Origin of the sequence: Staphylococcus sp. HMSC62D11, from assembly GCF_001839145.1 — a bacterium.
Lineage (GTDB): Bacteria > Bacillota > Bacilli > Staphylococcales > Staphylococcaceae > Staphylococcus > Staphylococcus lugdunensis.
The window spans coordinates 197225-210464 of record NZ_KV840184.1; the positions used below are offsets into that span (position 1 = coordinate 197225).

The 13240-nt window shown below is 33.2% G+C and carries 16 protein-coding genes and 2 other annotated features (1 of these 18 only partly in view); of the genes, 1 reads left to right on the forward strand and 15 read right to left on the reverse strand.

What is annotated here, in order from left to right; translation table 11 throughout:
- Nucleotide 1: 1 nt before the first annotated feature.
- The 11 genes from ruvB to HMPREF3267_RS03940 form a co-directional block, all read right to left on the reverse strand.
- Nucleotides 2-1006, reverse strand: coding sequence for a Holliday junction branch migration DNA helicase RuvB (gene ruvB / locus HMPREF3267_RS03895; RefSeq protein ID WP_002478078.1), 1005 nt, complete (start codon nucleotides 1004-1006; stop codon nucleotides 2-4).
- A 38-nt stretch (nucleotides 1007-1044) separates the two neighbouring features.
- Entirely contained in the window at nucleotides 1045-1653 is a 609-nt protein-coding gene (gene ruvA / locus HMPREF3267_RS03900; protein ID WP_002492123.1) for a Holliday junction branch migration protein RuvA, read from the reverse strand.
- A 12-nt stretch (nucleotides 1654-1665) separates the two neighbouring features.
- Nucleotides 1666-2121, reverse strand: coding sequence for an ACT domain-containing protein (locus HMPREF3267_RS03905; RefSeq protein WP_002458922.1), 456 nt, complete (start codon nucleotides 2119-2121; stop codon nucleotides 1666-1668).
- An 11-nt stretch (nucleotides 2122-2132) separates the two neighbouring features.
- A complete protein-coding gene (gene obgE, locus HMPREF3267_RS03910) occupies nucleotides 2133-3425 on the reverse strand; it encodes a GTPase ObgE (RefSeq protein ID WP_002478076.1) in 1293 nt (430 codons plus the stop codon).
- Nucleotides 3426-3613: 188 nt separating this feature from the next.
- The gene (gene rpmA / locus HMPREF3267_RS03915) at nucleotides 3614-3898 is read right to left on the reverse strand and encodes a 50S ribosomal protein L27 (RefSeq protein ID WP_002458920.1); all 285 of its coding nucleotides are present in this window, start codon (nucleotides 3896-3898) and stop codon (nucleotides 3614-3616) included.
- Nucleotides 3899-3909: 11 nt separating this feature from the next.
- Nucleotides 3910-4230 carry a ribosomal-processing cysteine protease Prp gene (locus HMPREF3267_RS03920; RefSeq protein WP_002458919.1) on the reverse strand — a complete coding sequence of 107 codons (321 nt, stop codon included), beginning with the start codon at nucleotides 4228-4230 and terminating at the stop codon, nucleotides 3910-3912.
- 5 nt (nucleotides 4231-4235) lie between these two features.
- A complete protein-coding gene (gene rplU / locus HMPREF3267_RS03925) occupies nucleotides 4236-4544 on the reverse strand; it encodes a 50S ribosomal protein L21 (RefSeq protein WP_002458918.1) in 309 nt (102 codons plus the stop codon).
- A 13-nt stretch (nucleotides 4545-4557) separates the two neighbouring features.
- Nucleotides 4558-4641: a sequence feature (ribosomal protein L21 leader region), on the reverse strand.
- A 59-nt stretch (nucleotides 4642-4700) separates the two neighbouring features.
- Entirely contained in the window at nucleotides 4701-5195 is a 495-nt protein-coding gene (mreD, locus tag HMPREF3267_RS03930) for a rod shape-determining protein MreD (RefSeq protein ID WP_002458917.1), read from the reverse strand.
- On the reverse strand, nucleotides 5195-6037 hold the full coding sequence (gene mreC, locus HMPREF3267_RS03935) for a rod shape-determining protein MreC (RefSeq protein ID WP_002478075.1): 843 nt from the start codon (nucleotides 6035-6037) through the stop codon (nucleotides 5195-5197). The genes mreD and mreC overlap by 1 nt, the downstream gene beginning before the upstream one ends.
- Before the next feature lie 195 nt (nucleotides 6038-6232).
- Nucleotides 6233-6364, reverse strand: a complete 132-nt coding sequence (locus HMPREF3267_RS12720; RefSeq protein ID WP_002458915.1) for a hypothetical protein — start codon at nucleotides 6362-6364, stop codon at nucleotides 6233-6235.
- 78 nt (nucleotides 6365-6442) lie between these two features.
- Nucleotides 6443-6913, reverse strand: a complete 471-nt coding sequence (locus HMPREF3267_RS03940) for a DUF4930 family protein (RefSeq protein WP_002478074.1) — start codon at nucleotides 6911-6913, stop codon at nucleotides 6443-6445.
- A gap of 166 nt (nucleotides 6914-7079) precedes the next feature.
- On the opposite strand from HMPREF3267_RS03940, the gene HMPREF3267_RS12255 reads away from it, so the two are divergent.
- Entirely contained in the window at nucleotides 7080-7262 is a 183-nt protein-coding gene (locus tag HMPREF3267_RS12255; protein WP_002458913.1) for a hypothetical protein, read from the forward strand.
- Between the two features lie 260 nt (nucleotides 7263-7522).
- Here the strand turns inward: HMPREF3267_RS12255 and radC are convergent, their stop codons facing one another.
- The 4 genes from radC to HMPREF3267_RS03960 form a co-directional block, all read right to left on the reverse strand.
- A complete protein-coding gene (gene radC, locus HMPREF3267_RS03945; protein WP_002458912.1) occupies nucleotides 7523-8200 on the reverse strand; it encodes a RadC family protein in 678 nt (225 codons plus the stop codon).
- Nucleotides 8197-8907: a prepilin peptidase gene (locus HMPREF3267_RS03950; RefSeq protein WP_002478073.1), complete on the reverse strand. Its 711-nt coding sequence runs from the start codon at nucleotides 8905-8907 to the stop codon at nucleotides 8197-8199. The genes radC and HMPREF3267_RS03950 overlap by 4 nt, the downstream gene beginning before the upstream one ends.
- 173 nt (nucleotides 8908-9080) lie before the next feature.
- Complete coding sequence (locus HMPREF3267_RS03955; RefSeq protein WP_037540795.1) at nucleotides 9081-10358, reverse strand: bifunctional folylpolyglutamate synthase/dihydrofolate synthase; 1278 nt, start codon at nucleotides 10356-10358, stop codon at nucleotides 9081-9083.
- 12 nt (nucleotides 10359-10370) lie between these two features.
- Nucleotides 10371-13001, reverse strand: a complete 2631-nt coding sequence (locus HMPREF3267_RS03960) for a valine--tRNA ligase (protein ID WP_062077712.1) — start codon at nucleotides 12999-13001, stop codon at nucleotides 10371-10373.
- Nucleotides 13002-13041: 40 nt separating this feature from the next.
- Nucleotides 13042-13240: a binding site (T-box leader), on the reverse strand (it continues 38 nt past the right edge of the window).

The window sequence follows — 13240 nt, forward strand, 5'->3', positions numbered from 1 at the left end:
TTTACTCCCTCTTCTCTTTCGATTTCATAAAGTGTTCATAAGCAAATGCAGTTGCTTTACGACCTCTAGGGGTACGTTCGATAAATCCTTTCTGAATTAAAAAAGGTTCATAGACGTCTTCAATCGTTACTCTTTCTTCTCCAATAGATACGGCAATAGTATCTAAGCCAACTGGTCCACCTTGATACTGGTTAATGATGCAATTCATCATTTTATGATCAATATAATCTAAACCTTGCTCATCAACTTGTAGCAACTTTAAAGCTTTCTTAGTCGTTTCTATATATATTTGATCATCACCATTAACTTGCTGAAAATCTCTAACTCGCTTCAATAGACGATTTGCTACTCTTGGTGTACCTCTAGAACGTTTAGCTAATTCAACTGCACTTTCATCATCAATAGAAGTACCTAAAACATCTGCTGTACGAATAATTATTTCTTTTAATTCGTGTTCATTATAGTATTCTAAACGCAAATGCACGCCAAAACGGTCTCTTAAAGGTCCTGTTAAACTACCGGCTCTTGTCGTTGCACCTATTAATGTAAACGGAGGTAAATCAATACGAATGCTTCGTGCTTCATCACCTTTACCAATGATGATATCTAGGAAAAAATCTTCCATTGCTGGATATAAAACTTCTTCAACTACACTACTCAGACGGTGAATTTCATCTATAAATAAGACATCCCCAGGTTGTAATCCAGATAAAATTGCAGCTAAATCTCCAGGTCGCTCGAGAGAAGGACCAGATACAGTTCTAATATTAACTTCCATCTCATTTGCAATAATATTTGATAATGTTGTCTTACCAAGACCAGGGGGACCGAACAATAATACATGGTCTAAAGGTTCTTCTCTTAATTTTGCGGCTTGAATAAATACTTCTAAGTTACTTTTAATCGTTGTTTGACCTATATATTGCTTTAAATATGTTGGTCTTAATGAATATTCAAATGCAGAATCTTCTTGGTGAAATGATTGGTCAACCATTCTATCGTCCACAGTTTGACCCCCTTTCTTTTAGAAATTATTATTAAACATTAGGAAATTAAGGATTGTAAACCTATCTTAACCGCTTCATCAACTGACGTTACTACTTGCTGTTGTAGCGTTTTTTCGACTTTTGAAATTTCACGCTTTGAATAACCTAAAGCTTCTAACGCTAATAAGGCTTCCGCAATATAATTATCTTTCTGAGAGGTACTAGATATATCATCTATATGGATTGAATCATTAGATGATGCTTCTGTATAATTAACTTTTCCTTTTAAATCAAGTATGATTTGACGCGCAGTTTTCTTTCCAATACCAGGAAATTTAGTTAGATATGCGTCATTTTCATCCTCAATTGCACGTTTAACCTCATTAGGTGTGCTCGTAGCCAAGATAGCTAATGCTGATTTAGGTCCAATGCCTGTAACTTTAATCAGATTTAGAAACATTTCCTTTTCTTCTTCATTAATAAAACCATAAAGTAACTGAGCATCCTCTCTAACAATCAGTGATGTGTAAATCGTTACTGCTTGATTATAAAATTGTTGGAACCGATATGAATTTGGTGTTTGTATTTCATAACCGATACCTTGTGTTTCAACCACTACATGGGTTGGGAATAGCTGAGTTAATTGCCCTTTAATATATGCGTACATCATCTACCATCCTTACATGCTCATACTGATTAAATCTACTTTAAATACATGGTCAATTGACCGCAACGCTAGAATCACTTCGTCTATTGTAAGTTCTGTATATTGTGCATTAAGTGACAATGTGATAGTCGCTTCTTCATTAATAGGCACGCTTTGATGGATTGTTAAAACAGATAACTGTAGTTGAGAAATTGTGTGAAGTACCGTTGCTAGAGTACCTACCACATCATTAACATAGAGTATTAACGTGAATTCTCTATGTTCTAGCATTTTTTCATCAACAGGAAAAATGGTATCTCTGTATTTATAAAAAGCACTGCGTGACAAATCAAAACGTTGTACAGCATCATAAATGGACAGCTTAGAATTTTCTTTTAAAGCATCTTTAATCTTCAAAGTTTTAATGACAGATTCAGGAAGTACATCCTCTCGTATTAAATAAAACTTATGGTATTCTTTCTTGTCCATTTAACTGCCTCCTATTCTATAAATTCAAATTCTCCGCCTAGAATTCTTACTATATCACCATTAGCGCATCCACGTGCTCTTAATGCATCATCAATACCCATTGAACGCATTTGACGAGCAAAACGACGTACAGCTGGATCACTGTTGAAATCTGTCATTTTGAACATTCTTTCAATAGCATTTCCACTTACAACATAAGCGCCATCATCGTCTCTAGAAATCGTAAATTTATCTTGAGATGGCGTATGTTTATATAATACTCGATTTACACCAATCTCTTCATCTTTTTCGACTGAGAAGTCTATATCTTTAACTTCTTCTAATTTATCTGCAATAGCATAAAGTAAAGTATCAATATTATCTCTAGTAATAGTAGACACTGGTATTACCATGATATCAGCAGCTATACTATCCTCAAATTTCTGTAAATTGTCTTGCGCGCCTGGAACATCCATTTTATTAGCAACAATAATTTGGGGCCGTTCTTCTAAACGTTGTTGATAATTGATTAATTCTTGATTGATGACGTGATAATCATTAAAAGGATCTCTACCTTCTGAACCACTCATATCTATCATATGCACAATAACTTTCGTTCGCTCAACATGACGTAAAAATTGATGTCCTAATCCTACTCCATCGGATGCACCTTCAATCAAACCAGGTAAATCTGCCATAACAAAACTTCGTTGATCAGGCGTTGATACCACACCTAAGTTTGGCTTGATAGTTGTAAAGTGATATGCCCCAATTTTGGGCTTCGCTTTAGATACGATCGATAATAATGTTGATTTACCCACACTTGGAAATCCAACCAATCCCACATCGGCTAATAACTTTAACTCTAGAGTGACATCTAACTCTTCACCTGGCTCACCATTTTCACTAAAATCAGGTGCAGGGTTTCTAGGTGTAGCGAATCTAGAATTTCCTCGACCTCCGCGTCCACCATGAGCTACTACTGCACGCTGACCATCTTCCACAAGGTCGGCTAACACTTCTTCAGTTTCTACATTTTTGATAATCGTTCCAGGTGGTACTTTTAGAATTAAATCTTCAGCATTACGCCCATGCATATTACTGCTTTGTCCATTTTCTCCTTTTTTAGCTTTAAAATGACGTTGGTATCTAAAATCTAGTAAAGTTCTTAATCCTTCATCTACTTCAAAAATAACAGAAGCGCCTTTACCACCATCACCACCTGCTGGTCCTCCAAATGGAACATATTTCTCTCTACGATAAGCAGTGATTCCATTACCGCCATCACCTGCTTTAAGAGATATTTTTACTTGATCGACAAACATATATCTCACCTCTTTTACATGTAATCATTATCTTGAATTATATCATTAACTATATTGCTAATAAATCATAAGTGTTATAATTTACAATCAACTTCTTTGTAGTAGAAGTTTACTTTAATAGGCGATTTATTATGATTTACGCAAAAATAAAACACCAGAAGTATGTACTTCTGGTGTTCCTTTGACAATTATTCAGCAACTGCATAAACAGAAACTTGTTTTTTGTCACGACCTTTACGTTCAAAACGAACAACGCCGTCGATTTTAGCGAATAATGTATCATCGCCACCACGACCTACATTTTCACCAGGATAGATTTTAGTACCACGTTGACGGAATAGAATAGAGCCACCTGTTACAAATTGACCATCCGCACGTTTAGCACCTAATCTTTTAGATTCAGAGTCTCGTCCGTTTTTTGTAGAACTTACCCCTTTTTTAGATGCGAAGAATTGTAAGTTTAATTTCAACATCGGGATACACCTCACTTATAATTTAATCTGATATTTTCATTATATTCGTCTTCAATCGTTTGTAAAGAAACTAACATTGCTTGAAGAATCAGTTGCGCGTCATCATTATCAAGATTCACACTTCTAATATGGAAATGACCACCGTCATCATCATAATCGATATCTGGCTTCTCTGAAGTCAAACCCATAATAGCATTTACGCTGCCAAACAGAACTGCTGAGGCACCAGCACATACGATATCATGACCATAATCGCCATAATCAGCATGACCATCCATGATAACATCAGTTACCTTGCCTTCATCATTTACTGTAATATCAACAGTTATCATATTAATTAAGCGTTGATTTTATCAACAGTTAATTTAGTATATGGTTGACGATGGCCTTTTTTACGTTTTGAGTCTTTACGACGTTTATAAGTGAATACTGTGATTTTTTTACCACGGCCTTGTTTATTAACTGTAGCAGATACTGTTGCACCTTCAACTGTTGGCGCACCAACTTTTACAGAATCTCCACCTACAAATAATACTTTATCAAAAGTAAAAGTTTCGCCTTCTGCTACGTCTAATTTTTCAACGTAGATTTCTTGACCTTCTTCAACTTTGATTTGTTTTCCACCTGTTTCAATAATAGCAAACATACTTTGCACCTCCTATATTTATAAGTCACGCCATACATAGGTGACTATTGCAAATTGAATAGTACTTAAACCCATATTTGAGCGGTTGTATGTAGCTATAAAACTACTCAACTACTGCATCTTACCATTAGTACCTTGTACTGTCAATCTTTGAAATTAATTTTTGAGATATTTATAGCAAATTGGGAACATAATAATTAATAGTATTAAATTGAGAATAAATGTAGGTAATAATCTCAATAAGATAAAATCCCATATGTCAAACTCAATAAAACCTACTGCACCATATATCAGTGCTGCATACATTTGAAATACTAATGTTGCACATATGATGACGAAGAAAATCATGATGTAATCACGATAAAATACTTTGAAAAATTTATCAATAATAAAAATAAGTAGAATATACCCAAACATATAAATACCATACAGACTTCCAATATAAATATCGGTCATTATTCCCAAAAACGTACCTAAAATTAAAGAAATCCCAAAATTTCTATAGACTGTCAGCATTAGCAAATACATTAAAGTTAGTTGTGGCACGAATTTAACAGCGTGATTGCCTATATTAAATGGTATGATTAGTCCAATTGTAATGTCGATATAAAAAAGCACAATTCCAAAGAACAGATATAAAAATGATCGCATTATTCATCCCTGCTTTCATCATCGGGAAGCGTTTTTGGATCTCTTTTCGCAATATAAACGTGATTTAAATCTCCTAAATCTGCTGCTGTTTTAACTCTCAATTCTTTTGCTAGACCATATTGGTCATTTTCAACTTGCGTCACTTCTCCGACATATAAATTACTTGGTAGTTGATCACCTAATCCGCTTGTAACCACCTTGTCTCCTGCAGAAATTTTGTTTTTATTATTGACTTCACTAATTATTAGTTCTTGTTTCTTACTATCATAACGATCAATTAATCCAAACACTTTCTTATCACCATGTTGAATATTAACCGAAAGTTTACCAGTTCGTGCGTTTGTCGAGATTAAATCAACCTGTGCAGAAAATTGATTTACCTTCGTAACTCTTCCAACAAGACCTTGTGATGTCATCACTGCCATATTATTTTGTATGCCAGATTTAGCACCTTTATCTATGATGACTGTGTTCATCCATTGATCTGGGTTACGCGCAATCACAGTGCTTGAAATTGGCTCATACTTTGAAATATCTTTGATATCTAGTTCTTTTTTGTATTTCTTATTATCTGCTTTTAACTGTTCATTTTCAGCTTCTAATTGCTTTATTTTAGCTTTATTATCTTTTGAATCTCCAGAATTGAAAAAATTCCCGATCTCTCCAGCGACAAAATTGACAGGATAACTAATGATTCTTTGACCAGTAGATACTGTATCCCCTATAAATTGTTCAGGAGGCGATTGAGTTGAAGACCGAATAGATAAACCTATAAGCGCAATAAAAACAATGATAGCGCAAAAAACAACAATCAGCTTGTTATTTTTAAAAAACTTTAGCAAAAGGAACACCTCTATTAAACTTCATTATCCTTTTCTATTTTATATTACTCTAGTCTTTAAATAAAGCACTAACTTTTATTAGATAATAAAAGTGATCTTCAGATGAATAGTATCAATAAAAAAACTGCTGATGATTAAATCACCAACAGCACTTCTATCAATATTTTCATTGGAAATTGCTATACTTTTGATTGATTATTTTTCTTCTTTAGTTGCGTTCTTTTCATCTTCTTTATATAGTGTTTCTTCTTTTCGCCACTTTGCAAAAAGATTCTGGGCCTTTGCTTGTTCATTAGCTTGTTTGGCTTTAGATTGTTGTTGTGTCATAAAATCACCAATCCTTTTTATTTACTATACTTCAAGGCTAACGTATTTACAGTATGATTTCAAATGAGAGTGATAAAGTTAATATGCGTTTAATTCTTTAAGTGGAATATGTTGTTTAAGCCTTATCAATTCTTGTTCCATCTCAATTTCAGTATTAAATACCTTTATCTTATCAGACCCTAATTTATAAATTATGAAATGATCATCACGTTGGCCTGCTATATAATCATCGTTATAACCCATTCGTCTTAAACCAGATACAGCCATAAATTCTTGTTTATCTATGATTTTAAAAACATTTTTTATCTGACTTTTAGGTATGTTTTGAATTAAATCATTATCTTCAATTGTATATGGTTCGTTTTGTTGATTGTATTGTGTCTCGGGAACTGAATTTAAATTATTAATGTCTGATGTTTCAGATATTGAACTAACCGGGTTCCATTCTTGATCTCGTAAAAAAGGTGCGTATCTAAGGGCGATATATACAATCATCATGATGATAACTATGGCAATAATGTTTTTTATAGTACTCAGAATGAAATGCATACAGTTTCCCCTTCCTAGTGATCATTTAGAGTATTATAATAGAATTAGGATATCGATGCATCAGTCTTAAGTACGAGTCAAGCTTTAATCTTAGGACTGATGCGTATTATTAAATTTAAGAATATAATAAGACGTAGTAAACGAATATTAGAAAGGATGACCGCTAATGAGTATTCTCACTATTATCTTGATTGTTTTATTAGCAATTTTATTATTTAGAGTGGGATTTTCAATATTGAGATTTTTAATATCAGCGGCGCTTGTAGTTCTTTGCCTTTACCTTGCATACCAAGGCATTTTATGGGTTTATGAAAATTATCAAGGCTTGACTGGATATTTCCATTTTTAATATAAAAATTAGAGGTAACGCACCTGCAAGTTGTTAACTATATAATTTCACAAGTTTTGATAGATTTAACTTTGAGCAACATTTCTTAATGTAAACATACAAGTTGTCATATTATGTTTGCACGCTTCAATTTGATTGTCATTTAGTCACGATTTAGCATGGCATACTAGCATATTGTTAGTATGCTTGTTTTAGTTTTTAGAGCACAAATCATGCATATCACTTTCTTCAATTAATCAATTGCGAAAATGCTTTACATATTATTCTATATATCCTTCATCACATAAACTAGTAAATTTATTATTACCAATGATAATATGATCTAGTAAAGATATTCCTAAAATATCTCCACATTCTTTTAAACGTATTGTAGTTGCAATATCTTCCGATGATGGTGTTACATCTCCAGATGGATGATTATGAACGACAATTAATGAATTAGATGTATAACGCAACGCTGCCGCAAATATTTCACGTGGATGTATAATGGTTGAATTTAATGTGCCAACAAAAATTGTATGTTCTTTAATAACGATATTCTTTGTATCTAAAAATAACGCTACAAAGTGTTCCTGTTCTAAGTCTTTGAGTTTAGATGTCATTAGATTTGCCACATCTTCAGGAGATTTAATCTTAACCTTCTCACTTAAATGTGTCGCATTCATCCTTTCTCCTAGTTCAAATGCGGCTTTTAATATAACTGCCTTATGTAAGCCAATCCCTTTAATTTGAGTTAATTGATGAATGGTCATACATTTTAATTCTTTTAGTTGATGTTTTCCAAACATAATTTCATTGGCAATCTCAATACTCGAACTGCCTTTGCGTCCTGTGTTAATTAAAATTGCTAATAATTCTGTGTTAGATAAGCTTTTCTCTCCATAATGTAGTAGACGTTCGCGAGGTTTTTCAGAAGTAACCATATCTTTAATTTTCATAACATCATTCCTTCAACGTAAAACTTAAGCATTTTAAAACAAAATGCATTTAAAATAAATGAGATAAAAACAAATGGAATAAGCGGTATTTGCATTCTTTTCGTCTTATATTTAACAATTAAAAAAAGACTATATAGCGTAGCTAATAATATTGTGATAAATATAAAGTAAAGCATAAACGATTGTGGGAAAATAAGTGATAAAAATGAAATTAAAATTATATCGCCATAACCAAGCGAGTTATGAACAAATAAATAAATTGCATGACTTACTAAAGTATAAATAATAAAGTTAATGAGATAAAAGTGGGAAATAAACAATAGACATATAACAAATAAAGCGAAAAATTGTAAATTTAAGTATTTAGTTTCTATATCATAAATTGCCATAACTAGGAGAAACAAGAAGACGAACGAAAAAATCGTTGGATTTATGTCAATGTCCCAAATTAAGCTCATAGTAGGAATAATAAAAGCAATTAGCTCTCCTATAAGATAATACTTATTTAATTTGTGATGACAACAAAGCGCTCGTCCTTTTAAAAATAAAAAACTAACTATTGGTAATAAGGAATACCACGGTAATTTTTGGTGACAATAATCACAAGTTGAACGTGCTTTTAAAATACAAAATGATATACGTTCGACACCATTCAATTGATATAAATAACTAAAAAGAACACTGTATAAATAGCATATGATAACCACATATCAACCTCCTTACAAAAATTATAAGGAGCTCCGTTCCAATTGTAAATATTATAAGCAATATTAAAAGATAAATATTTTACAACTATTTATTTAATGAAATTAAACATAAAAAAAGCAGCAGATTTAAAATATCTGCCGCTTAAATATCAAGCATACTTTGCATCTATTCATTATTTGTCAATTTCAACAAACTCTACATTATCTTTAACTTCGCTTATAAAATATAAACTTCCGGTGATTAATAATCCTTTTCCAGAATAATTGTTTATAAATGAATGATAATCTTGAATATACTCAACAGTTATATCTTGAATCAAATCTTTAAACTCATCTGCTGTTATTGCTTTTGGAAAATCAAACTCAGTAAAATAAAAGACATCAGCAATTTCTTTTAACTTATTCATCATACTGGCAATTGGTTTACCCTTAATTGCCGAGAACAAAATATCCATCTTTTCTTTATTATAATAAGTTTTAACAGTTTCGATAAGTGCCTCAATACTCTCATTATTATGTGCACCATCAATAATCATCAATGGTTCTTCTTTAACCTGTTCTATTCTTCCAGTCCAAGTCACTGATTCAATCGCATCAATCATTTTGTTGAAGTCTAACTCAATAAGACCTGCTTCATTTAACTCAATTAACGCTGTAATTGCTAGTGCTGCATTTTCTTTTTGATGTTCTCCAAGCATGTTTAAGATAATCGTCTCTAATTCATACGATTTATAGCGATACGTAAACTCATCATCTTCAGACACAATAATGATTTCACGTTCTAATTCAATGGGCTTTGCATTCTCACTAACTGCAAGGTCACGTATATATTTTAATGCTTCATCATTTTTCACAGCATAAATGACTGGGATGTTGGGTTTAATAATAGCACCTTTATCTTTGGCAATATCTAAATACGTATTACCTAAAATATCGGTATGATCTAATCCAATACTAGTTAATATCGATATAATGGGATTAAAGACGTTCGTAGAATCATTTTTAATACCCAAACCTGCTTCAATAACTACAAAATCCACAGGATGTATTTCACCAAAGTATAGAAACATCATCGTCGTAATTATTTCAAACTCAGTTGCAACGCCTAAATCAGTATCTCTATCCATTGCTTCACTAATTGGTTTAACGCGTTCTACTAAAGCGACAATTTCATCGTCTGAAATTGGTACGCCATTTAGACTGATACGCTCATTAAATGATTCTATAAATGGTGATGTAAATGTACCGACTTCATAACCATTACTGGCTAAGGCAGAACGAAGATACGCTACTGTTGAACCTTTGCCATTTGTACCACCAACATGAATACCTCTTATATTATGCTGAGGATTATTAAATTGTGCAAGCATCCATTCCATACGTTTGACGCCAGGTTTGATACCAAATTTAGTACGTTCATGTATCCAATACAAGCTGTCTAGGTAATTCATCATCTAATACTCCTATGCTTTTAATTGTTCAATTCTTGCTTTAACACCATCATATTTTTCTTGGTAACGTTCCTTTTTATCTCGTTCTTCATTAATTACTTTTTCAGGTGCTTTTTTAACGAAGTTGTCATTTGCTAATTTTTTATCAACGCGATCTAGTTCGCTTTGAAGCTTTTCTAACTCTTTAGTTAACCGAGCAATTTCTTTATCCATATCGATAAGCCCTTCTAATGGTAAAACAACTTTACCAGCTACAACAACTGATGTCATTGCTTTTTCAGGAATTGTGATATCAGTATCAATAATTAGTTCGCTCGGGTGGCAGAATTTATCAATATAGTCCGCATTCTCAATTAATGTCGCTTTAACGTCTTCATCTTTGGCTTGAATAAAAATTGGAATGGCTTTAGATAAAGGTGTATTAACTTCAACTCGAGATTGTCTAACTGATTTGATTATTTCCACTAATTGTTGCATCGTTTGTTTACTATCTTTAAAGCTGAATTCTTCTTTAACTGTTGGCCAAGCAGCTTTGACAATGGTATCACCTTCGTGAGGTAAACTTTGCCAAATTTCTTCAGTCACAAATGGCATAAACGGATGTAACATACGCATCATTTGATCAAGCGTATAACTTAATACAGAACGTGTTGTTTGTTTTTGCGCTTCGTCTGCACCATTCATTGGTATCTTACTCATTTCTATATACCAATCACAGAATTCATCCCAAATAAAGTTATATAATACGCGACCTACTTCACCGAATTCATATTTGTCACTTAAATCAGTCACCGTTTCTATCGTTTCATTTAAACGCGTTAAAATCCATTTATCAGCTAGTGATAAGTTGCCAGATAAATCAATATCTTCTACAGCAAAATCTTCACCAATATTCATTAAGCTAAACCGTGCACCATTCCAAATTTTATTGATAAAGTTCCATACAGATTCAACTTTTTCAGTAGAATATCTTAAATCATGACCTGGAGATGAACCCGTCGCTAAGAAATAACGTAAGCTATCTGCGCCATATTCTTCGATTACATCCATCGGGTCAACACCATTGCCAAGTGATTTACTCATTTTACGACCATCTTCGGCGCGCACCAATCCATGTAATAATACATCTTGGAAAGGTCGTTGTTCGGTAAACTCTAAACCTTGGAAAATCATTCGAGCCACCCAGAAGAAAATAATGTCATATCCGGTAATCAATGCATTAGTTGGATAATAACGTTTAAAATCATCTGCACTTTCGTTAGGCCAGCCTAATGTTGAGAAAGGCCATAAGGCACTAGAAAACCATGTATCTAGAACGTCTTCATCTTGTTCCCAGTTTTCTATATCTTTTGGCGCTTGTTCAGCAACATAAATTTCACCTGTTTCCTTATGATACCAAGCTGGGATTTGATGACCCCACCATAATTGTCTAGAAATTGTCCAATCTCTAATTTCTTCCATCCATCGATTAAATGTATTCTCAAATCGTGGTGGATAGAAATCAATGCGATCTGTTGTTTTTTGATTGTCTAACGCGCGCTGTGCTAATGGTTTCATTTTTACAAACCATTGTGTGGATAAATATGGTTCAACAATTGCACCGGAGCGTTCTGAATGACCTACCGAATGCATATGATCTTCAATTTTAATTACTAAATCTAATGCTTTTAAATCTTCTACAAGTTGTTTACGACATTCAAAACGATCTAATCCTTGGTATTTTCCTGCTTGGTCATTCATGGCACCTGTTTCATCCATCACAATAATACTATCTAAGTGATGACGTTGACCAATTTCAAAGTCATTTGGATCGTGAGCCGGAGTAACTTTCATAGCACCACTTCCAAATTCAGTATCAACATATTCATCTGCTAAAATTGGCAATTCTCGACCAACAATAGGCAAGATAACAGTTTTACCTATAACATCTTTATAACGTTCATCATTAGGGTTTACAACAATCGCAGTATCCCCTAACATCGTTTCCGGCCGGGTTGTAGCAATTTCAATGTAACCATCCCCATCAGCATAAGGATATTTAAAATGATAAAAATGCCCTTGAACATCTTCATGTATGACCTCTATATCTGATAATGCTGTACGTGCTTTAGGATCCCAATTTATAATACGTTCGCCACGATATATGATACCTTTATTATATAAATCAACGAAAACTTTTTTAACAGCTTGACTTAATCCTTCATCTAGGGTAAAACGTTCACGACTATAATCTAAACCTAGTCCTAATTTAGCCCATTGTTGTCGTATAAATGAGGCATACTCTTCTTTCCATTCCCAAGCTTGTTCTAAAAATTTTTCTCTTCCAATATCATGTCTAGAGATGCCTTGTTCATTAAGTTTCGCTTCAACTTTAGCTTGTGTAGCTATACCAGCGTGATCCATGCCAGGTAGATATAACGTATCATAACCTTGCATACGTTTCATACGTGTAATGATATCTTGTAAGGTTGTATCCCAAGCATGTCCCAAGTGTAATTTCCCAGTTACATTTGGTGGTGGAATAACAATCGTATATGGTTTTTTTGACTTATCCGTAGATGTATTAAAATATCCGCTATTGACCCATTCATCATATCTACCTGATTCTACTTCTCGCGGATTATATTTAGGTTCCATTTTCATCAATAATGACCTCCTTGAAATAAAAAAACCGTCCTAATATATATAGGACGGAATTTCCGTGGTACCACCTAAATTCAAGAAAAAAGTTCTATAAAATCAAACTTAATTCTTGCACTTAATTATGATTAACGCTCAAACACGCTTTTATCTACTTAATATTACTGTTCAATAAAAGATCTAGTGGGCTACCTTCAGTAAGAACGCTATGCATATTCTCACCAACCATATGCTCTCTGAAT

What these genes read in the sequence shown, in the direction of transcription:
- HMPREF3267_RS12255 (WP_002458913.1), top strand. Translation starts at nt 7,080, where the DNA reads ATGAGTATTCTCACTATTATCTTGATTGTTTTATTAGCAATTTTATTA.
- HMPREF3267_RS03940 (WP_002478074.1), bottom strand. Translation starts at nt 6,913, where the DNA reads ATGCATTTCATTCTGAGTACTATAAAAAACATTATTGCCATAGTTATC.
- rplU (WP_002458918.1), bottom strand. Translation starts at nt 4,544, where the DNA reads ATGTTTGCTATTATTGAAACAGGTGGAAAACAAATCAAAGTTGAAGAA.
- rpmA (WP_002458920.1), bottom strand. Translation starts at nt 3,898, where the DNA reads ATGTTGAAATTAAACTTACAATTCTTCGCATCTAAAAAAGGGGTAAGT.
- radC (WP_002458912.1), bottom strand. Translation starts at nt 8,200, where the DNA reads ATGAAAATTAAAGATATGGTTACTTCTGAAAAACCTCGCGAACGTCTA.
- HMPREF3267_RS03905 (WP_002458922.1), bottom strand. Translation starts at nt 2,121, where the DNA reads ATGGACAAGAAAGAATACCATAAGTTTTATTTAATACGAGAGGATGTA.
- obgE (WP_002478076.1), bottom strand. Translation starts at nt 3,425, where the DNA reads ATGTTTGTCGATCAAGTAAAAATATCTCTTAAAGCAGGTGATGGCGGT.
- mreD (WP_002458917.1), bottom strand. Translation starts at nt 5,195, where the DNA reads ATGCGATCATTTTTATATCTGTTCTTTGGAATTGTGCTTTTTTATATC.
- HMPREF3267_RS03920 (WP_002458919.1), bottom strand. Translation starts at nt 4,230, where the DNA reads ATGATAACTGTTGATATTACAGTAAATGATGAAGGCAAGGTAACTGAT.
- HMPREF3267_RS12720 (WP_002458915.1), bottom strand. Translation starts at nt 6,364, where the DNA reads ATGACACAACAACAATCTAAAGCCAAACAAGCTAATGAACAAGCAAAG.
- HMPREF3267_RS03955 (WP_037540795.1), bottom strand. Translation starts at nt 10,358, where the DNA reads ATGAATTACCTAGACAGCTTGTATTGGATACATGAACGTACTAAATTT.
- HMPREF3267_RS03960 (WP_062077712.1), bottom strand. Translation starts at nt 13,001, where the DNA reads ATGAAAATGGAACCTAAATATAATCCGCGAGAAGTAGAATCAGGTAGA.
- ruvA (WP_002492123.1), bottom strand. Translation starts at nt 1,653, where the DNA reads ATGTACGCATATATTAAAGGGCAATTAACTCAGCTATTCCCAACCCAT.